17 protein-coding genes and 1 tRNA gene are annotated in these 20986 nt (G+C 47.8%); 7 read left to right on the plus strand and 11 right to left on the minus strand.

Features of this window, described 5'->3' with window-relative positions:
* Positions 1–71 precede the first annotated feature (71 nt).
* Positions 72–1067 carry a hypothetical protein gene (locus QGP82_RS02615; protein WP_163660553.1) on the minus strand — a complete coding sequence of 332 codons (996 nt, stop codon included), beginning with the start codon at positions 1065–1067 and terminating at the stop codon, positions 72–74.
* Positions 1068–1736: 669 nt separating this feature from the next.
* Here QGP82_RS02615 and chlP point away from each other — a divergent pair.
* Positions 1737–3005, plus strand: a complete 1269-nt coding sequence (chlP, locus tag QGP82_RS02620) for a geranylgeranyl reductase (RefSeq protein ID WP_163660555.1) — start codon at positions 1737–1739, stop codon at positions 3003–3005.
* Between the two features lie 392 nt (positions 3006–3397).
* Here chlP and rpaA read toward each other — a convergent pair whose 3' ends face one another.
* From rpaA to QGP82_RS02645, 5 genes are all read right to left on the minus strand, one after another.
* Positions 3398–4132, minus strand: a complete 735-nt coding sequence (gene rpaA, locus QGP82_RS02625) for a two component system response regulator RpaA (protein WP_006518109.1) — start codon at positions 4130–4132, stop codon at positions 3398–3400.
* Positions 4133–4452: 320 nt separating this feature from the next.
* A tRNA-Asn gene (locus QGP82_RS02630) sits at positions 4453–4524 on the minus strand.
* A gap of 124 nt (positions 4525–4648) precedes the next feature.
* Positions 4649–5200, minus strand: coding sequence for an NYN domain-containing protein (locus tag QGP82_RS02635; RefSeq protein ID WP_163660557.1), 552 nt, complete (start codon positions 5198–5200; stop codon positions 4649–4651).
* A gap of 92 nt (positions 5201–5292) precedes the next feature.
* The gene (locus tag QGP82_RS02640) at positions 5293–5970 is read right to left on the minus strand and encodes an energy-coupling factor ABC transporter ATP-binding protein (RefSeq protein WP_163660559.1); all 678 of its coding nucleotides are present in this window, start codon (positions 5968–5970) and stop codon (positions 5293–5295) included.
* Between the two features lie 105 nt (positions 5971–6075).
* On the minus strand, positions 6076–6348 hold the full coding sequence (locus QGP82_RS02645) for a UPF0367 protein family (protein ID WP_163660561.1): 273 nt from the start codon (positions 6346–6348) through the stop codon (positions 6076–6078).
* A gap of 335 nt (positions 6349–6683) precedes the next feature.
* Between QGP82_RS02645 and psbD the strand changes: the two genes are divergently transcribed.
* From psbD to QGP82_RS02660, 3 genes are all read left to right on the plus strand, one after another.
* Positions 6684–7742: a photosystem II D2 protein (photosystem q(a) protein) gene (psbD, locus tag QGP82_RS02650; protein ID WP_006518024.1), complete on the plus strand. Its 1059-nt coding sequence runs from the start codon at positions 6684–6686 to the stop codon at positions 7740–7742.
* Between the two features lie 437 nt (positions 7743–8179).
* On the plus strand, positions 8180–8461 hold the full coding sequence (locus QGP82_RS02655) for a 4a-hydroxytetrahydrobiopterin dehydratase (protein WP_499056947.1): 282 nt from the start codon (positions 8180–8182) through the stop codon (positions 8459–8461).
* A 315-nt stretch (positions 8462–8776) separates the two neighbouring features.
* On the plus strand, positions 8777–10165 hold the full coding sequence (locus QGP82_RS02660) for an iron uptake porin (RefSeq protein ID WP_499056950.1): 1389 nt from the start codon (positions 8777–8779) through the stop codon (positions 10163–10165).
* Between the two features lie 108 nt (positions 10166–10273).
* On the opposite strand, the gene QGP82_RS02665 is transcribed toward QGP82_RS02660, so the two are convergent.
* From QGP82_RS02665 to QGP82_RS02685, 5 genes are all read right to left on the minus strand, one after another.
* A complete protein-coding gene (locus QGP82_RS02665) occupies positions 10274–10465 on the minus strand; it encodes a hypothetical protein (protein ID WP_163664752.1) in 192 nt (63 codons plus the stop codon).
* A gap of 181 nt (positions 10466–10646) precedes the next feature.
* Positions 10647–12140 (minus strand): amidophosphoribosyltransferase, encoded by a 1494-nt coding sequence (purF, locus tag QGP82_RS02670; RefSeq protein ID WP_163699313.1) that lies wholly within the window; start codon positions 12138–12140, stop codon positions 10647–10649.
* Between the two features lie 194 nt (positions 12141–12334).
* Positions 12335–14671 carry a phosphoribosylformylglycinamidine synthase subunit PurL gene (purL, locus tag QGP82_RS02675; RefSeq protein ID WP_499056954.1) on the minus strand — a complete coding sequence of 779 codons (2337 nt, stop codon included), beginning with the start codon at positions 14669–14671 and terminating at the stop codon, positions 12335–12337.
* 311 nt (positions 14672–14982) lie between these two features.
* Positions 14983–15615 (minus strand): DUF8166 family protein, encoded by a 633-nt coding sequence (locus tag QGP82_RS02680; protein ID WP_163664745.1) that lies wholly within the window; start codon positions 15613–15615, stop codon positions 14983–14985.
* A 125-nt stretch (positions 15616–15740) separates the two neighbouring features.
* The gene (locus tag QGP82_RS02685) at positions 15741–16229 is read right to left on the minus strand and encodes an allophycocyanin subunit alpha-B (protein ID WP_163664743.1); all 489 of its coding nucleotides are present in this window, start codon (positions 16227–16229) and stop codon (positions 15741–15743) included.
* 268 nt (positions 16230–16497) lie between these two features.
* Here QGP82_RS02685 and rlmD point away from each other — a divergent pair, with 268 nt between their 5' ends.
* The 3 genes from rlmD (at position 16498) to QGP82_RS02700 (ending at position 20942) form a co-directional block, all read left to right on the plus strand.
* Positions 16498–17886, plus strand: a complete 1389-nt coding sequence (rlmD, locus tag QGP82_RS02690) for a 23S rRNA (uracil(1939)-C(5))-methyltransferase RlmD (RefSeq protein ID WP_163699438.1) — start codon at positions 16498–16500, stop codon at positions 17884–17886.
* A 40-nt stretch (positions 17887–17926) separates the two neighbouring features.
* Entirely contained in the window at positions 17927–19006 is a 1080-nt protein-coding gene (lpxD, locus tag QGP82_RS02695) for a UDP-3-O-(3-hydroxymyristoyl)glucosamine N-acyltransferase (RefSeq protein WP_163664738.1), read from the plus strand.
* Positions 19007–19352: 346 nt separating this feature from the next.
* Positions 19353–20942, plus strand: coding sequence for a glycoside hydrolase family 57 protein (locus tag QGP82_RS02700; protein ID WP_163699442.1), 1590 nt, complete (start codon positions 19353–19355; stop codon positions 20940–20942).
* The last annotated feature ends 44 nt before the right edge of the window (positions 20943–20986 follow it).

Raw genomic sequence — 20986 nt, forward strand, 5'->3', positions numbered from 1 at the left:
GCCCAGCCCTAGAAATTTCGGAACCAACCCTACTCCCCAAGCACTAAGACCTATTCCCCATCTAACGAACACTAAATCATGTCAGGAAACACCTCAGGCGAAAACATCTGCCATAGCGCCTGATGATAAGGCTCATAATGCTTCACCCGGGACTGTTCTACATACTGTTCAAACTCTTGACCCATCAAATGGAGCATGTGTCTCACCAGCTCCCAATTTACCTTGAGCGTCGGATAGAGCATGACACACAGTGGAAAAAGCTCCTGCTGGATCGCCGACAGACTTTGCTCTAAAACACAGGTCCATAGATAAATCTGAAACATCTCCGTGTCACGGACACTAGAAACACGCACAACGTCACTGTCTAAACGATCTGTGTAGCACTGATAGTTGGGATAAATCGTATTAACACGATCGACCACATTATTTGCGATTACAGTGCTATGGGGCAAAAGCGTCTGCACAACCTTTAAACGCTCATCATCATAGGCATACCTAGCGGCAGCAGCATAGGCACGCTGCAACGGCATATATAAGTGATCATCAATCACCTTAAAGTAAGCGGCCAGTATGCCTTGTTCAGACTCAGGAGCAGACTCTATCAGCATTTGACCACAGTGGTGAAACTGCATACTCACAAACCCAATCAACCTTGGGTCCCCAGACGTATAGCGCTTACGAATAACGCCTAAACCCGACGCAATCTTGACCGATAACTGCTGAGGAGGAATATGCTTGCCGTAAGCGGCTAACGCCTTGGCATAAACTCGATGCACATCACCAGCAACACTCCACGGGTCAATCAAATTGGCATTTATGCGATGACGTTTTACCTCATGGGCAAGGAAAGATTCAGTCAAATTCCATGCTTTTGCACTGGCGGAACGGAGTTCCGAGGTCAAGTGCTCAACAACTGCTGTACGAGACTGGGGATTCGACTCCTGTAGAGTCCCTTCATAGGTTTCAATAGCAATGACATATCGCTTAGCCCAAAGCTGAGCCAATTGGACTGGGCTAGCTTTAGCAAGTGGCTCATCGATCGCCTGCCTTTTATTGGGTTGACGCATTGTTTTTTGAAAAACCCTGTAGATTTTGGTTAGTAAATGTCAGCAATGGGCGAAATTCGACCACCTATTTGCCCCCTAATGGCCATCAAAGAAGCAAGACTTTCTAAAAAAAGAGCATCCCCATGAATCGCAATCATTGAATTCGATAAATCAGTATTGATATCTAGAATTCTTGTCGATTTTTATACTTATCTATAAATATAAGTAAGTTCTCATAATTTAGAAACGGTGTTTTCTACGCAAATTTGCGGAAGAACCTTGCAATTAAGAAATCTAAGGACTTTCACTAGACGAAATGAAGCGATTAAAAGTGAAATCTCTATTTGTCAAGGTTGGATTTTAGAACACAAACTCTCCCCCATTAATTGATGGCTGAACTGACTAATTGGATGAAGAGAAACGTGTAGAAAAAGATGATTTTTTCAATAGTGATTGCTAACAGGACAACTAGATTTTGTTGTCACCTGCAACACAACAATCTTGTGAGATCTGCACAACACGCTCAATCTGTATCTTTAAGAACACTTACCTCACTCGCAATCTATGGTTGCTATGGGCATGTCTCAAATCGTGTTTCATTTTTGTTACATCTACGAGAGTGAGCCAGTTCCGCTCAAATCTGCGTGATAGCATACACACCATAGCTTTTAATCGATTTGGAGAAAAACCTTGGCACTTCGGGTTGCGGTTGTTGGAGGCGGTCCAGCAGGTTCTTCTGCTGCTGAGACACTAGTAAAAGCAGGTATTGAAACCTATCTATTTGAGCGCAAGTTAGACAACGCAAAGCCCTGCGGTGGCGCGATTCCCCTTTGCATGGTGGATGAGTTTGACTTACCCCCTGAAATCATCGATCGTCGCGTACGTAAGATGAAGATGATTTCTCCTTCAAATATTGAAGTTAATATCGGTAGCACCCTCAAGGATGACGAGTATATTGGCATGTGCCGTCGTGAGGTGCTTGATGGGTTCCTGCGTGGGCGGGCTGAGAAGCTTGGCACCAAGGTGATAAATGGCACCGTGCACAAGTTGGAACTTCCTTCTAATGATACGGATCCTTACACTCTTCACTACGCTGATCATTCCAACGGCACACTCCAAGGGGATGCCAAGACTTTACAGGTAGATATGGTGATTGGTGCTGACGGTGCCAATTCCCGTGTTGCTCGTGCGATTGATGCCGGTGACTATAACTATGCGATCGCATTCCAAGAGCGCATTCGCATCCCTGACGACAAAATGGCTTACTACGAAGAGTTAGCAGAAATGTATGTCGGTGATGACGTTTCCCCTGACTTCTACGCGTGGGTTTTCCCTAAGTACGATCACGTGGCTGTCGGTACTGGTACCATGCGGGTTAATCAGGCCAAAATTAAGCAACTACAAAAGGGCATTCGTGAGCGTGCAGCTAAGCGGCTTGAAGGTGGCGAAATCCTGAAGGTAGAAGCTCATCCTATTCCTGAGCATCCCAGACCTCGCCGAGTTGTTGGTCGTGTTGCACTTGTGGGTGATGCTGCTGGCACCGTAACCAAGTCTTCTGGTGAGGGCATTTATTTTGCCGCTAAATCTGGTCGCATGTGTGCTGAGACTATTGTTGAACTATCCAACAGTGGTGAGCGAGCTCTAACTGAAGCTGAACTCAAGACTTACATCAAGCGTTGGGACAAGCAGTATGGCGTCACCTACCTGGTACTGGATATTCTGCAGCGCGTCTTCTACCGCTCCGATGCTACTCGCGAAGCATTTGTAGAGATGTGTGCTGACATTGATGTTCAGAAACTTACCTTTGACAGCTATCTGTACAAAACTGTTGTACCTGCTAATCCCATTACTCAAATGAAGATTACTGCCAAAACTATCGGCAGTCTAATTCGTGGTAATGCCTTAGCGCCCGCTGAGTACTCTCCAGTAGAAGCGATTACGCAAGCGATTACTAAGTAGCCACATAATCAACTCACAGCAGGCATATATCTGATCTGCTAGCTCTTCCAGAGAACTATTAATAGAGCCTACGGTAGAACTCATTTCTACCGTAGGCTCTATTTTTTCTAGAGAAACACAACATTCACGGCTTTACATTCGCCCTACAGTTAAGTTCCCGCAGACCTGCTATGCTTCGCTACGCGGAAAAGTTCTCATCTCAAAAACCAAGCACCAGGAACCAAGAACCAAACCCGACTACCCATCAAAAAAGGGAGGCCTTTTTAGGCCTCCCTTCAATGCTTTTTTAATGCTTTTTGACGGTGCTGTCGCTTTATTCCTCCAGATGCACAGCAGCAGATAAAACGTAAACACTAAAACATATTCTCCCAATGTTCACTGATGGATACACCCTAGCTTGCCGCGCGGTTCGCAAATGCCTGATCATCCTGAGGTAGCTCCAGACAATAGCCAGCACCATAAACAGTTTTAATAAACTTAGGATGGCGTGGGTCCGGCTCTAACTTAGTTCGCAGGTGGCGAATATGTACGCGGATGGTTTCAATATCATCGTTCGGGTCATATCCCCAAACTTCCTTCAAAATTTCACTAGGAGCAACTGTCTGTCCATGACGCTGCAAAAGACAGTGCAACAGTTCAAATTCTAAGTGTGTCAGCTTCACAGTGCGCTCAAACCAGATAGCTTCAAAACGCTCAGGCACCAACGTTAGTGGGCCATAGCTCAGAATTTCACTATGTTTAGCAGCCTGAGGGATACGGTCAGTACGCCGTAGCAGCGCTCTGACACGAGCCAACATTTCCTCTAATTCAAAAGGCTTTGTCAAGTAATCATCAGCACCAGCATTGAATCCGTCAACCTTATCTTGGGTTTGCCCCAAGGCCGTTAACATCAACACTGGAATATCTGCTGTTCGCTCATCACGGCGAACACGTTGGCAAACGGTAAGGCCGTCCACCTTAGGCAACATCAAATCAAGCATGATCAGATCTGGCAGGAGTTGCACAGCTAGCGCTTGGCCCCTCACACCATCCTCGGCCTGACTGACATCATATCCAGCCATTTCTAGATTAACTGCCACCAGTTCTGAAATAGCGGGATCATCATCGATGACAAGTATACGAGGCATCTTAAAGACAGAGAGTTTGTTATTCGGAATTCCTAGAAACCTCTTAGGTTTCCAATTCGCTCCCCATAGAAATAAATAAATTTATAGTGGGAGACAAATTTTATCCCAAATATATACTATCTCTACAATCAGTTAAGCGAATGATACCTTAAGGTTTAATTCACGTTACTCGCCCTTACACCATCAGCAATGGCGGGACAATGTTGACCAACTCCCACGGCAGCACCCCTCTACCAGCAAGCAGTAGAGGGGACTCCATAGAAATTCTCAAAACAGCACAGCCATCTTGAAAAAATCACACAAACTATACAGTTTATAAACTCCCCAGGTAGGATTCGAACCTACGACCAATCGATTAACAGTCGACCGCTCTACCACTGAGCTACTGAGGATCATTCAGCTTTAATAATATAGGCAATTGTGTAGCCGTTACGCAAGGGCATTTTTAATTTTTCCTAGAAAAACCTGCATGCCTCTAGAAAGACATCAGGTAAAACAGTCCTATTTAGGTTCTTTTCAGTCCATAAGCTTTGAGCGAAGCTTTGCCAATTTTGCCTGAGTCTCTGGATTAAGGGATTTTGAAAGAAAGCGCTGTTTAGAGTGTTTTTTCGGCTTTTGACGGTGTTTTACTTTTTGTACAGAAAGATCCACATCTGCATTTAATTGGGCAGCTGACATCCATTCAGCCCCGTAGCCTACTACGGTTAATTGCTGGGCACGATCAGACGTCGCCACAATCAAGCGTTTTTCAAATTTACGAATATCGTCACGAAATTTGGCACAGGATATTTCTATATAACTATCAGCCGTCTGGCCAAAACTGGTGTAATGAATGGCCAAATGCTGAGTAAACTTTTCGATGCGATGGGACTGACGCTGGCCATACGCATCAAAAACTAACAAGGTTTCAAACCCTCTATAGGCACTATAGTTGGCCAACGTTTCAGCAAGGCTTGTACGGGCCACCCCCAGCCCCTGAAAATCTCTCAGTTCTGTTAGCTCAGGCCACGCACCGATAACGTTATACCCGTCGACTAATAAAATTGCCTGGGAGGTAGAACCTTTCATCTGCGGTTGCCTGGATAACGTATAAGCTCAGTCTATGATTCCTCTAGCTTAACGTTCGCTATCTACGTAACAACAAGCCTGAAGGATTTTTCTCAGGTTAAATGAAGATTTTGCAAGGCTTGTTTCACCTGTTCGGGCGCACCTTGGGTGGCTACATGGCCTTGTTCTAGCAAAATTGCGCGATCGCAATAATCTAATTCCACCAGTCGGTGAGTTACCCAAAGTGCCGTAATCCCCTGCTGTTTCACTAGATCACGCACTTGGGCAACCAACTCAAGCTGACTATCTGGGTCGAGGAGGGCAGTGGGTTCATCAAATAGAAGAACTCGACAGTGTTGGGCTAGAGCCCCCGCGATCGCAACTCGCTGCTTTTGCCCACCACTCAATGCATAAATTGGACGCCGCTTGAGATGCAGCAAATTAACCATCATGAGTGCTTCATCTACTCGCTGACGCACCGCTTCGTAGGGCATATCCTCATCCACAAGGCCAAAGGCAACATCAGCTCCGACCGTGGGCATTACCAGCTGATGATCGGGGTTTTGAAAAACAAACCCCACTGGCTTTTGTAAATAGATTGAGCCTTGAGGTGAATCTAATAGACCCGCCAACAACCTTAATAATGTCGATTTTCCACTGCCATTAGTCCCGAGAAGCATACAGAACTCACCTCGCTTCACTTGCAGTGAGCATCCGGCAAGAACTGAAGCTCCTGATTCCCAACTGAAATGCAAATCGTCAATTGCGATCGCACAGGACTTGTCAATCATCAAAAATCAAAACATCTAATAGTGTTAGCTGCACCGCACCCAATAGCATCTGCCATTTACCCCTACTTGTCTCTACGCATCAAGACAAAACTCGCAGGAAAGGAATTATTCATTAGCCATTGAAAAGAATCCAGCTGATTTACCTGAAGAAGAAGTACCACCAGACTTTTCATAAACCTGTACCGCAGCCAGTTCACTCACTAAAACTGAAAGCTTTTTGCCCTCTTGCTTATCACAGGCCAACTCAAGAATGACCGGTTGGCCTGTCTTGAGAGCATTCAGAGCAATTGCATAAGCCTCATCTGCAGCCTCCTTAGTCTTCTTTTGGACTGACATCGGTAGGGCCGTATGCTTCATTGAAAGTTCAACTATATACATGAGCGAAAAATATCTTTACTGAGGAGTCCGGTCTCTAGTATGTCAAAAATGGCCGACAAGTACGGCACCGATAATTGAGCGCGCGCAGCAGATCGCCGAACCAAATCTTAAGAGAAAATACCACTTTCAAAAATGACAGTGGCCTTTCAGAAAGATACCTCTATAATGAGAAAAATAGTAAAGATAAGTAAATTTCTACTCATAAAGTCGACCGAATACCCAAGGCATTATTCCGCAGTGCGGATTTACATTTTTTATTTTCGTGCCCTCGTTCGCCTCAGTAGCAAAATACCTATCTTTACTGCTTTGGAAAAAATCACACTAGAGGGTTTGAGATGACCATTGCAATGGGCCGTGCTGGAGCCGATCGAGGCGTCTTCGACGTCGTCGATGACTGGCTCAAGCGCGATAGATTTGTCTTTGTTGGTTGGTCCGGTTTGCTGCTGTTCCCCTGTGCCTTCTTGGCCATTGGCGGCTGGCTCACTGGTACCACCTTTGTTACGTCCTGGTACACCCATGGACTCGCATCTTCCTATTTGGAAGGTGCCAACTTCCTGACAGTTGCGGTTTCGTCTCCTGCGGACAGCATGGGCCACTCCCTGCTCTTGCTGTGGGGACCCGAAGCCCAAGGTGACTTCGTTCGCTGGTGTCAAATCGGCGGCCTCTGGGCCTTCGTTGCTCTCCATGGAGCCTTCGCTCTGATTGGCTTCATGCTCCGGCAGTTTGAAGTCGCTCGACTCGTCGGGCTACGTCCTTACAACGCGATTGCGTTCTCAGCTCCCATCGCTGTCTTCGTCTCCGTGTTCTTGATGTACCCCCTCGGCCAGTCCAGCTGGTTCTTTGCTCCCAGCTTCGGTGTAGCCGCCATCTTCCGCTTCTTGCTCTTCTTGCAAGGCTTCCACAACTGGACCCTCAACCCCTTCCACATGATGGGCGTTGCCGGCGTCCTCGGGGGCGCACTCCTCTGTGCCATTCACGGGGCCACCGTGGAAAACACCCTCTTTGAAGATGGCGAAGGCGCTAACACCTTCCGCGCCTTCGAACCCACTCAGGCGGAAGAAACCTACTCCATGGTGACGGCGAACCGCTTCTGGTCTCAGATTTTCGGCATCGCTTTCTCCAACAAGCGTTGGTTGCACTTCTTCATGCTATTCGTCCCCGTCACCGGTCTCTGGATGAGTGCCGTCGGCATCGTCGGCCTAGCACTCAACCTCCGGGCCTACGACTTTGTCTCCCAGGAAACCCGCGCCGCGGAAGACCCTGAATTCGAAACGTTCTACACCAAGAACATCTTGCTTAACGAAGGTATTCGTGCGTGGATGGCTCCTCAGGACCAGCCCCACGAGAAGTTTGTATTCCCCGAAGAGGTACTGCCTCGCGGTAACGCTCTATAAGAGCTTGGAGTATTGAATAAAACAGGTCTCGACCTATCAGTCGGGGCCTTTTTTATTCGCTGCCTAGCGTTTATCCCTTTCCCCTAAGACCTGTGCTATATTTCAACAAGCACTAAGTGCTCCTGGTACTAAAACCATTTAGGGATAGGGAGGTGATGCCCATGAGTGAAAGTAGTTGTATATGCATGGGTCTTCAGGTTGACGTGAGCCGGCTGTGTGCCGGGGCTGTTCTCTAGAATTAGCTTCATCTTTGAAACTGATGCGCTAGGGTTCCTTCCGGCAGTCTGGTTTCAACCTAAGACCCCACTAGACCGCTCCTATCTTGAAGTTGCTTCGGCACTTCCCTGATAGGAGCGGATAGTTTTTTAAAGGCACTTAACTTATATGATTTGCACTTAATATTATTTTTAGTAAAGTGCCATCATCGTGCCCTATATATGCTCACACTCCTCAGCTCTACAGAAATCCAGACTCGCCTCACCACATTGCCCGACTGGACCCTTGAAGACACTTCAATCCAAATGATTTTGACCTTCAAGAACTTTATTGAAGCAATTGCCTATATCAATAAAGTAGTTGAACCAGCTGAGGCAGCTGGCCATCATCCTGACATTTCAATTTCCTATAATCGAGTGATCATTAGCCTCACCACTCACGATGCAGGGGGCCTGACTCAGCAAGATTTTAATTTGGCTCAAACGCTATCCCAACTGGCATAGATCAGACGCTATCCCAACTGGCATGGCCAGACACTCTCCCAACTGGCATAAGAAATCTTCCTCTGAAGAAAAATCTGGACTAGGGTGTCTAGAGTTAGCTATCAACCAACTTATCAGTTGGTAAAAAGGTAGTCTACGTAGCTAGCTCTTCCTAAAGAGATCTGCTAGCATTAGCCTTAGGTAATTACAGAGCATAAGCGAATTGTCTTAGGGTAAGGTTGCATAGGTTCTGTAATTCAGGCAAGATAAATCAATGTGGCTCAGCTATTTTGCTGAGCACTCATTTTCTTCCTAGGTGTGAGGAGAACTAAAATAATGTCTAATCTGTGGAAAGCCTTATTGGCTAGCCCATTTGTACTGGGTACTGCTCTTTCCAGTTCCGGTTTTGCTGCTGAGGCTGTCAGCGTTGACGCGTTAAGCAACTCCGATTCCATTCAACTAGCTCAAGTTACTAGCGTTTCCGAGCTTTCTGACGTTCTTCCTTCTGACTGGGCCTACACTGCACTGCAGCGCCTAGTAGAAGAGTATGGTTGCCTTGAGGGTTATCCCGACCGTTCTTACCGTGGTAACCGCGCAATGACTCGTTATGAGTTCGCTGCTGGTTTAAACGCTTGCTTGGACGTAATCGTTCAGCTAATTGACGGTGTTGATGAAACTGAGCTTGACACCATTCGTCGCCTACAGGAAGAGTTTGCTGCCGAGCTAGCTACTATCCGTGGTCGCGTTGATACTTTAGAAGCTGATGTAGCTGAGCTAGAAGCTAACCAATTCTCTACTACTACCAAATTGAAAGGTCAGTTGGACGCTCACTTGGTAGTACCTTTCGATGCTCCTAACGACGAAGACGAGACTACTTTTGAGTATCGTGCTCGTTTGAACTTTGACACTAGCTTCACTGGCGAAGACCGTTTACGTATTCGTTTCCAGGCTAGTGACCGTGGTGGTGAAGGTACTAGCTCCTTGGGTCAGGCTGCAGGCGGTCTAGCCAGCCAAAGTGGTCCTGACGATGATCAGGATGACATCAGCTTGGATGATGTTTACTACTCCTTCCCCATCGGCAGCCGTGTTTCTGCAATCATCTCCGCTAACAGCACTGTTTCTGATGATTTTGTAACCAGCACTATCGTTCCTTTCGATGGTCCTAGCGTTGCTGACTACGGTGGTCCTCAGTTCTATGACCAGCTTGGTGTAGGTGGCGAATCCCTTGGTGTTGGCTTCAACATTGCCTTCACTGACAACATCATTCTTGATGCTGGTTATGCAACTGGCCGCGGTCAGGATGCAGACAAGGGTGTCTTCGACGAGTATGAATACATTGTTCAGTTGAACTACTTAAGCGATGGCTTGATTGATGCTGCCATCGTCTACATGGATGGTGAAACTGGCGATGGTAACGGTGAAGAAGAAATTATCGCAGGTCTTCTAAATCTTGACTTTGGCGGGTTCGAAATCGGCGGTTACTTCGCTGACCAAGATGGTGATGAGAGCTGGCAGGCTGGTGTTGCCTTTGGTGATTTCCTAGGTACTGGTAATGCCGCTGGTGTCTACTACTCTGAAGACTTCGATGATAACGAAGTAGCTGAGGCTTACTACTCTGTTCAAGTCAACAAGTACTGGACTCTGACTCCTGCTGTAATTTACGGTGAGCTTGATGGTGATGATGACAGCCTTTACGGTGCCATCCGTTCTACCTTCAGCTTCTAAGTAAGTTTGATAACCTAGTTATCTAATGAAAAGGCTCCGCAGAAGCGGAGCCTTTTTGCTTTTTTACAATGCATAGATGTTCAAAACAGGTAGCTTCAAACATAGTAATTAACGTAATACTTTCATGTCCTTCGGCAGCAAAGCCAGAATCATATATCGTTCACCATCAACTTTGACCAGCCAGTGTCCTGTTTTAGAGCCATCCTCAAGAGTTTCTTGCTCCAAGACAGTACCTGTTTGACCAGCAGCATATTTGGGATATAAAATTCGCACTCTATCGCCCAGTTTAATCACGCGCACTTAGATAAAAGCTCTAGATATCTATACATATCAGCCCAGGCAATTACTTTATTAGGCTTCGACGCCATAAATACGACGACATAAAAGTATATATTTTGGACGAAAATAATATGGTAGAAATCACGATGTTTTTAGCCTTTGATTAATCGTAAATATAGGCTAAAAACATCGTTAAACAAGGTCAAGCTTTAACTGGGGTCTTCTCAAGCATAAGTTTAGAGCGCTTAAACATCTCAGGAATTTCTACCGGATAATCTCCCGTAAAGCAGGCAGAACAGAATGTTGTAGTATCCTGTTGAGTCGCTGCTAACATTCCTTGCCAGCTCAAATAAGCTAACGTGTCCACACCTATTTGGGCTTCAATGTCTTGTACAGATTTTGTGGCAGCGATTAACTGGTCTTGGCTATCTGTATCAATGCCATAAAAACAGGGATGGGTAACGGGTGGGGATGAAATCCTCATGTGGATTTCTGTAGCACCGGCATCTCGCAAAGCTTTGACAATTTTGCGGCTGGTAGTTCCCCTAACAATAGAATCATCTACCAATAAAATTCTTTTTCCTTCCAGCACATCTCGTAGGGGATTCAACTTAATACGGATTCCAGCTTCTCGCATCATTTGGGTTGGCTGAATAAACGTACGGCCAACGTATCGGTTTTTAATCAATCCTTCTGCATATGGAATACCGGAAGCTTCAGCAAATCCAATAGCTGCCGGAATACCAGAGTCAGGGACTGGCATAATCAAATCGACGTCTGCTGGTGACTCCTTGGCCAGAATATTACCTAAACGCTTGCGATAGCTGTATAAACTCTCACCGTGATACACGCTATCAGGCCGTGCAAAATAGACCATTTCAAAAATGCACAGGCGGCGTTCTGGCTGGGCCCATTGCAATGACTTAACACCGGTTTCACTAATCCAGAGCAGCTCACCAGGCTGCACATCACGAATGTAGTGGGCGTTTACAATGTCTAAGCCACAGGTTTCAGATGCAACCGCATACTGCCCAGGCCCATTTTGAGGATCATGATCGCCAAAGTAGCCGAAGACAAGGGGCCTAATGCCGTTCGGATCGCGGATTGCTAAAATCCCCTCAGGGGTAGCGATCGCAAGGCTAAAAGCTCCCTGACACCGTTCGCAGGCATCAATAGCCGCCTCAATCCATCCTTTGCCATCATTAACGGCATCTGCCATCAACAACGCAATGACCTCTGTGTCGGTAGTGGTGAGCAGAGTATGGTTGCGTTCAAGCAGTTCTTCGCGTAGCTTGCTAGCATTGACCACATTACCATTGTGGGCTAACGCCATCTCTCCAAGGCGAGTAGACACTATGGCAGGTTGAGCATTGGCAACTCGACTAGACCCAGTCGTGGAATAGCGGGTATGGCCAACGGCCCACTGTCCAGGCAAGCGCTGCAATACATCCTCATCAAATACCTGGGAAACAAGCCCCATGTCTTTGTGAACATTAATACTGCCATGGTCAAAGGTGGCAATACCAGCTGATTCTTGACCACGATGTTGCAATGCATACAAACCAAAGTAAGTCAGCGTTGCAACATCGTCTGTGGGTGAATAGACGGCAAATACGCCACAGGCTTCTTCTGGTTTGTCGGGATGAACATGCACGGTAGAAGGTTGGGAAACAATATTATTGGTTGGGAGAGGCATCTTGAGTCCGCTTAGCGTTAACGACAACAAAAAGAAGCGACTAATGAGTGATGGGCTCAAGACGCACACAGGTGAGAAAACCAGGTAGAGACTTGAGAGAATGACTTAATATTTTCTTAATTAACATGATCCTAACACCCGAAACCAATTGCAAGGGTGTCGGTCCATCAGATTAATCTATGTTGTTTATGTTGTTACACATCCAGGGCTCTTTCTATAGCGTAGCGCCAGCTATCGGCCATGGTGGCAACATCCAGATTAATCAAGGGTTGATCATCAGATGTTTGAATAACCAGGGGCGTATTAGCAGCGGTTACAGTACCAATGATTCCCCAGGCATGATCTAGTTGCTGCCTGAGATAAGCTTCCCAAGCAGCTTGGTGAATAGGAGCAACAGTAACCACAATGCGAGCCCCCCCCTCACCAAACAGCAAGGTGTCATAACGCTGCTCCAGGTTGGGTAAGGTGATCGTTGCTCCAAGGTTGCCGCCAATGGCGGATTCAGCGAGTGAGATCGCAAATCCACCTTCTGCACAATCATGGGCCGATGTCACCCAACCTTGGCGAATACCATGGCGACAGACTGCCTGAACCTTTAACTCCAGGTCAATATTCACCTTGGGTGGACGCCCTGCCACCTGACCATGGATTTGCTTGAGGTATTCCGAAGCTCCCAGAGTCATAGCCCCGTCACCGTCCTCACCCAATGGGGTTCCCAGTAAATAAATCTGGTCACCAGCCATTTGCCAGCTTTGACCACAAACCCTATCTAAATCATCAATCACACCGACCATGCCGACCACGGGGGTGGGATAAATAGGCTGAGGGTTACCCTCACTATCAACTGTTTCGTTGTAAAGCGACACATTACCACCAGTTACAGGTGTATCAAATTCACGACAGCCATCCGCTAGACCACGACAGGCCTCCGCCAACTGCCAGTAGCCCACCGGTTTTTCAGGGCTGCCAAAGTTCAGATTATCCGTCACAGCAATGGGTTCTGCTCCCACACAGCTCAGATTACGAGCAGCCTCAGCCACGGCCGCCAGACCGCCTTCATAAGGGTTGAGATATACATAACGAGGGTTGCAATCGGTAGTAGCAGCCACACCAGAATTACTGATAACCCCCTCATCCCCTTCTAAAGGTCGTAGTCGCACAATTGCTGCATCTGCCCCACCAGGCAACATCACCGTGTTGTTTTGCACCTGATGATCGTATTGGTGATACACCCACTGTTTCGAAGCAATTGTTGGTGTACCGAGTAGTGTCAGCATGACATCACTCCAAGCTCTACCATCGATACCCGCTGCTGAACAGTCGGGCAAACTACTCTCTTGCCAAGCCCAGGCCGTTTGTACATAGGCAGGCGGCTCCGCCAAAACTTCGCGTTCATACAGTGGTGTGTTATCTGCCAAGGCAGAGGCAGGCACGTCAGCAGCGACCTTACCCTGGAATAAAATCCTCACGATCGGCTCTTGAATCACTTCACCCGCCACTACCGCATGGAGCCCCCAGCGCTCAAAAATGTCGATCAGCTCCTGCTCACGACCTTTTTGCCCTACAAACAGCATGCGCTCTTGGGATTCTGACAACAAATATTCGTAGGGGACCATGCCAGTTTCTCGCACAGGCACTTTGTCCAGGTCGAGCTCAATGCCGACGCCACCATTGACAGCCATCTCAGATGTGGAACAGGTGATACCCGCAGCCCCCATATCCTGCGCAGCCACCACAGCCCCCGTTTTAAATGCTTCCAGACAGGCCTCCACTAAAGACTTTTCTAGAAACGGATCGCCCACTTGTACCGCCGGACGATCAGCTTCAGATTCATCCGTCAGCTCAGCACTGGCAAAGCTTGCCCCACCCATACCATCTCGTCCAGTGGTGGAGCCCACATACAGCACTGGGTTACCAATGCCTGAGGCACCGGATTTTACAATCTCCTTCGTTTCCATTAAGCCAATGGCCATGGCATTTACCAAAGGGTTACCCGCATAGGCCTGATCAAAATAGACTTCGCCGCCCACAGTGGGCACCCCAAAACAGTTGCCATAGTGAGAGATTCCTGAGACTACACCAGCAAAAATCCGTCGCGTATTGGGGTCATCCAACGCACCAAACCGCAGTGCGTTCAAAGCGGCAATTGGCCGGGCTCCCATGGTAAAAATATCTCGTAAAATTCCCCCTACACCCGTGGCAGCCCCTTGAAAAGGCTCTACAGCCGATGGATGGTTGTGGGATTCAATTTTGAACACCAACCGCTGTCCATGGCCCACATCCACAACACCAGCATTTTCTCCAGGCCCAACCAGAATGCGAGGCCCCTCAGTGGGAAACTGCTTTAATAAGGGTCGCGAATTCTTGTAACAGCAGTGCTCTGACCACATCACTCCGAACATGCCCAGCTCAGCCCTATTGGGATGACGTCCTAAACGTTGGACAATTTCATCATATTCGCCTGGTTTTAAGCCTTCAGCAGCAATTTCCTCAGCAGAACACGGAATTGAGGTGGATGCAGTTGTAGACATCAATAGGAATTAAGTGAGTGAACAAAGGGTGACAGTGTTTGATCTTAAACCCTATTTCTCCACTCTCCACGGCCTATTACCCATACCCTCAAAAAAAAACCGACAGAACTCCCGCGAGTTCTATCGGCTGGTTGTGTGTTCCCTGTAGATGACTCGGCTAGAGTTGAGTCATCCTTAGTATGCTGAATTTAGGGAGGGGTGATAGCGATCTCAATCATCATGAACCTGTGATTTTGATCACTTTTGATCACATTTTTCTTGATATGGATCACACATGTCTGTAAATGTTGACATCCAACGGCCTCAGAGACCTATCTCATCGCACCTAACGTATTTTTCCAGGTCAGCTCTTTGCAAAGTACCTGTAATGCTCGCTGATCGGCATCAGTAAAGAGGCCTGAGTTACTCACTTCAGTTAACACTTGTTGAGTTAGCTGAGTCGCAAAGGTGCCACCGCAGTTCAGTAAATGACCGTAGTATCTAAACTGTGGGCGTTTATCAACATTCAAGTGAAACTGATGACGACCTTTATCATCCATGCAATAGACAGGGGTGTTTACAGGCACTACATGACGTGGAATTCCATGCTGGCCATAGGTTAGTCTGCCCTGATTCACCAAACTACCCACAAGCACAACATTTAATAAGGTTTTGGTTTCTTGAATCAAGTCCGGAGTAAACATCGGGTCTGGAGCACCCGTCAGTTGAGGACCGCTGTTCAAAAAAGCCGGGTTAAACAGCTGCGAATTATAAATAATGCCCACAGCCCAATGCTGCTCATCGGTTTCTAGGGTGACAAACTGTCCAAAGCCGTAATCACTAACGGCAGGCGGCTCAATGACATCTCTATCCGTATTTAGCTGCACTACATAATCACAGTGGGAATTTGACTTAACCACCATGCCTAATTTGCAGCCTCGACGACGTTGCTTACCAGACACCATAGGGGCATTGATTGATCACAGCGCCCCTAGCATACCTAAAATAAAGCGGGAAATACGATCAAATGTACTCCCCGCTTCACATTATTCAATTAGGCAACTTACACCACCAGTGAAGGGTAAGCGGTTTAGCTCGACATTGCTTGGATGATGTAGTCAAAGTAAGGAGCCGCCCCAGCAGCTTCAGCCTCAGTCAGTAGACCTAAGGATGCATCTTTCAAGCATTCAATAGCGGCAACCATGCCAGGCACTGGTACATCAAGGGCATTGTACATCTCACGCACACCCACTAAACCAATGTTTTCAATGGGCTGTTTGTCACCAGCAATAATGCCATAGGTGATCAGGCGTAAATACCAACCATAGTCACGCAAACAAAGTGCCCGTTGCTTTTGACCGTAAGCATTACCACCTGGCGCAATAAAATCAGGACGTCGACGCCATAGGGCCTTACTGGCTTTATCTACAATCTTTTTTTCATTTTCAGCCAGCTTTTGCGCGATTACTAAGCGCTGAGGGCCAGTTTGCAAAAAATCTTGGATACCCCTGAGCTCGCCGCTGGTGGGATAGCGCAGCTCATCATCGGCGTTGAGAATTACTTGGCTAACGACAGACATAGCTTAGTGAATGCGGTGACTCGTAATAACTACAGTGTAACGACTCTGGGGCAAACAAGGAAAGAGATACTTGGCCCGGTTCAAAAGATTTTTATCCTCTGAATAATAACTGGTTGCGTGTTCTAGCCTGAGAGCTATGTTAAGAGAGTTTACAAACAATCCGGTAAACCATTCAAGCTGGTCACAATGTCACGAACTTTAGGGCTTGTCATAGAATTAAAACCCCGCCGGTAGCAAATATTTTTCGATCCCTGACGCGAGCAGCCTTATGACTTCACTAGTAGACAAGTCCCTGTGGCAACAGGGGCAGGTGATCGACTTGAAAATTGATGATCTGAGTAACAGCGGTGATGGTGTAGGTCGCTGGCAAGATCGAGTAGTTTTTGTCACAGATGCGGTTCCTGGAGATACTCTGCAAGTAAGGCTTACACGGTTAAAACCCGCCTATGGCTATGGGAAAAAACTGCAAATTCTTGAACCATCGCCAGATCGGATCCGCCCTGTCTGCATCGTGGCGGATAAATGTGGCGGCTGCCAGTGGCAAGCTGTGGCTTACTCAAAACAGCTGCAAGCAAAAGAGTCTCAAGTTCAGTCTGCTCTAGAACGTATTGGTGGCTTTGAGACGGTTCCTATAAGGCCAATTTTAGGGGCCCCAAACCCGTTAGCCTATCGAAATAAGGTCACCTATCCCTTAGCCCGAGGCCCTGGAGGCACGGTCAAAGCCGGATACTATCGTCGGGGCACCCATCAAATTGTAAATTTAAATCAGTGTCCAATCCAGCATGAGAGCCTGAATCCTTTGCTGGTGGATGCTAAAGAGGCGATCAAAGCACAAGGGTGGAGCCTTTATAACGAACAAAAACACCAAGGTCGACTTCGCAATTTAGCTCTTCGGGTTAGCCAAAATACGGGCCAAACGTTGCTGACGTTAGTCACCACAGGGTATCTACCAAATGTTCAAGGGCAGGCTGACCAGTGGCTCTCTGAGCATTCAAGTTTGGTGGGCGTATGTCTCAATATCAATCCGGAACGCACTAACAAGGTATTTGGGGAAGAGACCCGTTGCTTAGCGGGCCGACTCTATCTAGAGGAGATATTTTTAGGTCTACGATTGCGCATTCAGCCAACTACCTTTTTCCAGGTCAATACGGCTCAAGCCGAGACCTTGGTGAGTCTGGTTTTAGAGCACCTAAACCTGAAGGGTAATGAAACTGTCATTGATGCCTACTGCGGCATCGGCACGTTGTCTCTTCCCCTGGCCCAGCGTGCTGCTCACTGTGTGGGGATTGAATTTCATCCGGAATCAGTCGCACAAGCCCGTCAAAACGCGGCACTCAATGGGCTAAAGAATACGGAGTTTTTTGCTGGGGCCGTGGAAAAGCTGTTGCTAGAAATCAGTGCTCAGCAGTCTAGCCCTGTTGATGTTGTAGTGCTAGACCCCCCCCGAAAAGGCTGCGATCGCATCGTTCTAGAAACGCTAGTAGAGATCGGCCCTAACCGCATCGTTTATATGAGTTGCAACCCATCTACCCTGGCACGGGATTTAAAGATTTTATGCAGCAATGGCTATGGCCTAACCATGGTGCAGCCTGCGGACTTCTTTCCCCAAACCACCCATGTAGAATGCGTTACTTTTCTAGAAAAGGCAATTTTTTGATAGCCTGTCGCTGAGACGTCAGTGAGCAAACGAGGCAGCCATGAGATTTAGCGAGATAGTAGAGCAACTGGGCATTGCTGAGACATCAAGCCTAGCGTCTCAGCCAGAGCTTAACCCGAACATCGTTGGGGTCACCGCAGTTCAAGAATCACAGCCTGACACCATTAGCTACGTTGAAGGCAAAAAGTTTGCCCCCTACATCGAGCAGACAGCCAATGCGGCACTGATTTTGCCCGTCGATGAAGCCCTGCAAGCCCAGGCCATAGAGCGAGGCATTGCCTGGGTTAGTACTCACGAGCCCAGACTGGGCTTTGCTCGTGCGATCGCACTGTTTTACCAGCCTTTTCAGCTCTCCCCTGGCATCCATCCCACAGCGATCATTGCCCCCACAGCCAAGGTTGGCAATAACGTGGCCATTGGCCCCTATGTCGTCATCCATGCTGGAGCCACCATCGGTGACAACGCGTGCATTCACCCTCAGGTAGTCATCTATCCCGACGCTAGTATTGGCGAAGGCACAACACTCCATGCTAACTGTGTTATCCATGAACGTGCTCAGGTAGGAGCCCACTGTGTTATCCATACCGGAGCGGTGATTGGCTCCGAGGGATTTGGTTTTGTGCCAACAGCCCAGGGCTGGGAGAAAATGCACCAGTCCGGCATTGTCGTACTAGAAGACCATGTCGAAGTAGGCTGCAATACCACCATAGACCGTCCTGCTGTTGGAGAAACTCGCATTGGTCGCAATAGCAAGTTAGATAACCTGACACAGGTGGCCCACAATTGCCAGCTGGCCGATAACTGCATACTAGCGTCCCAGGTAGGCCTGGCTGGAGGGGTAGAGCTAGAGTCCTTAGTCGTGCTGGGAGGCCAGGTCGGCGTGGCCAACAACACCAAAATTGGCAAAGGTGCCCAGGCGGGCTCTAAGGCTGGCCTCCACAGCAATGTTTCCCCCGGCAGCATCATGATGGGCATTCCTGCCAGTCCTTATCGTACCTATCTAAAATCTTCAGCTATCTACAATCGCCTGCCCGAGATGCATCGCACCCTAAAGCGACTTCAACAGCAGGTAGCTCACCTAGAAGAACAGCTAGCTCAGGTAGAGCAAACGAACAAATAGCTGCTAGCATCAATAGTCAAGACCATTCTTTACAAAAAGACATAATCGCTACTGAAGTGATCTCGCACCCAGGATTACAGTAGGGCCAAATTGGCAGCTGACTTTCACTGCTTCATTTCATTTGCTCTACCATCCTCAGGAGATGCTTAAATTAGTGTAAAGGTTTCATTTGCGATCGCTGTATCGTCACGGTTGGTCCCCTATTCGGGTTTTTCTTGACGATGATCCGATACCTTAGCCTCATAACGTCTTTAGCCCGTTAATCCCTTAAGGCTCAACGTTTAAAGGCTCAGGCCAGCCTAGCAATTGTCCATACGATGCTCACTTTGTCAATAAAGGTTGCCCTATGTCTCTCGGATATCTTGCTCTGGTACTCCATGCCCACCTACCTTTCGTTCGGCACCCAGAAAGTGACTTTGTTCTAGAAGAAGAGTGGCTATTTGAGGCAATTACTGAAACTTATATCCCCTTACTGACCATGTTTGATGGTCTTAAGCGGGATGGCATTGACTTTAAAATGACCATGAGTATGACACCTCCCCTGGTGTCGATGCTCAAAGACCCCCTCCTTCAAGAGCGTTATGACGAGCATCTAACCAATCTTGAGGAACTGACCGAGCGAGAGATCGAACGCAATGAGCACAACGGTCACGTCAAATATTTGGCAGAGTACTATGCCAACGAATTTAACCACACACGACAGGTGTGGGAGGACAACAAAGGTGACCTGATATCCGCCTTCAAGCAGTATGTCGATAGCAATAACCTAGACATCATCACCTGCGGTGCCACCCACGGCTACCTGCCTCTGATGAAGATGTACCCCGAGGCAGTTTGGGCCCAGCTTAAAGTCGCCGTAGAAAGTCACGAAGAGAACTTTGGCCGTCCTCCATCAGGAATTTGGCTGCCTGAATGTGCCTACTACGAAGGCCTGGAACGCATGGTTGCTGATGTAGGCCTCAGGTACTTTCTAACTGACGGTCACGGTATTCTGTATGCTCGTCCCCGTCCTCGCTTTGGAGCCTATGCCCCCATCTATACAGAAACTGGCGTGGCTGCCTTTGGCCGAGACCACGAGTCCTCCCAACAGGTATGGTCCTCAAAGGTAGGTTATCCAGGGGCTTCAGAGTATCGCGAGTTTTACCGTGACCTGGGGTGGGATGCAGAATATGACTATATCAAGCCCTACGTTATGCCCAATGGGCAGCGTAAAAATGTCGGTATCAAGTACCACAAGATTACGGGTAAAAATTTAGGGCTATCTGACAAGGATTGGTACGACCCCTATTGGGCTCGTGAAAAGGCCGCAGAGCATGCGAGTAATTTCATGTACAACCGTGGCCAGCAGATTGCTCACCTCAACGGCATGATGCAGCGCAAGCCCATTGTGATTTCACCGTACGATGCTGAGCTATTTGGCCACTGGTGGTACGAAGGTCCCTGGTTTATTGATTACCTGTTCCGCAAAACCTGGTATGACCAAGACACCTACGAAATGACCCACCTGGCAGATTATCTACGGAGCAATCCTACCCAACAGGTCTGCCGTCCATCTCAGTCAAGCTGGGGTTATAAGGGCTTTCATGAGTATTGGCTCAACGAAACTAATGCTTGGATTTACCCGCACCTGCACAAGGCGGCGGAGCGCATGATTGATTTGGCCCGTCGTGAACCTGCTGATGAGTTGGAATGGCGTGCCCTTAATCAGGCAGCACGGGAATTACTCCTAGCACAATCATCTGACTGGGCTTTCATTATGCGTACAGGGACCATGGTTCCCTACGCCGTACGCCGTACCCGCTCCCACCTATTACGCTTTGACAAACTGCGGGAAGACATCATGGCAGGCAAAATCGATTCAGGTTGGCTAGAAAAAGTGGAAGAAATTGACAATATCTTTCCCAGTATCAACTACCGGGTATATCGCCCTTTGTAGGCAATTTGTGTCTAGGGCGCACAAGTGTCTAGGGCACACAGTGT

Source organism: Leptothoe sp. LEGE 181152 (assembly GCF_032906605.1).
Lineage (GTDB): Bacteria > Cyanobacteriota > Cyanobacteriia > Phormidesmidales > Phormidesmidaceae > Leptothoe > Leptothoe turfae.

Excerpts from the sequence above, each read along its gene's own strand:
- QGP82_RS02615 (WP_163660553.1), bottom strand. The coding sequence starts at position 1,067 with ATGCGTCAACCCAATAAAAGGCAGGCGATCGATGAGCCACTTGCTAAA.
- rpaA (WP_006518109.1), bottom strand. The coding sequence starts at position 4,132 with ATGCCTCGTATACTTGTCATCGATGATGATCCCGCTATTTCAGAACTG.
- QGP82_RS02635 (WP_163660557.1), bottom strand. The coding sequence starts at position 5,200 with ATGAAAGGTTCTACCTCCCAGGCAATTTTATTAGTCGACGGGTATAAC.
- QGP82_RS02640 (WP_163660559.1), bottom strand. The coding sequence starts at position 5,970 with ATGATTGACAAGTCCTGTGCGATCGCAATTGACGATTTGCATTTCAGT.
- QGP82_RS02645 (WP_163660561.1), bottom strand. The coding sequence starts at position 6,348 with ATGTATATAGTTGAACTTTCAATGAAGCATACGGCCCTACCGATGTCA.
- psbD (WP_006518024.1), top strand. The coding sequence starts at position 6,684 with ATGACCATTGCAATGGGCCGTGCTGGAGCCGATCGAGGCGTCTTCGAC.
- QGP82_RS02655 (WP_499056947.1), top strand. The coding sequence starts at position 8,180 with ATGCTCACACTCCTCAGCTCTACAGAAATCCAGACTCGCCTCACCACA.
- QGP82_RS02660 (WP_499056950.1), top strand. The coding sequence starts at position 8,777 with ATGTCTAATCTGTGGAAAGCCTTATTGGCTAGCCCATTTGTACTGGGT.
- purF (WP_163699313.1), bottom strand. The coding sequence starts at position 12,140 with ATGCCTCTCCCAACCAATAATATTGTTTCCCAACCTTCTACCGTGCAT.
- purL (WP_499056954.1), bottom strand. The coding sequence starts at position 14,671 with ATGTCTACAACTGCATCCACCTCAATTCCGTGTTCTGCTGAGGAAATT.
- QGP82_RS02680 (WP_163664745.1), bottom strand. The coding sequence starts at position 15,615 with ATGGTGTCTGGTAAGCAACGTCGTCGAGGCTGCAAATTAGGCATGGTG.
- QGP82_RS02685 (WP_163664743.1), bottom strand. The coding sequence starts at position 16,229 with ATGTCTGTCGTTAGCCAAGTAATTCTCAACGCCGATGATGAGCTGCGC.
- rlmD (WP_163699438.1), top strand. The coding sequence starts at position 16,498 with ATGACTTCACTAGTAGACAAGTCCCTGTGGCAACAGGGGCAGGTGATC.
- lpxD (WP_163664738.1), top strand. The coding sequence starts at position 17,927 with ATGAGATTTAGCGAGATAGTAGAGCAACTGGGCATTGCTGAGACATCA.
- QGP82_RS02700 (WP_163699442.1), top strand. The coding sequence starts at position 19,353 with ATGTCTCTCGGATATCTTGCTCTGGTACTCCATGCCCACCTACCTTTC.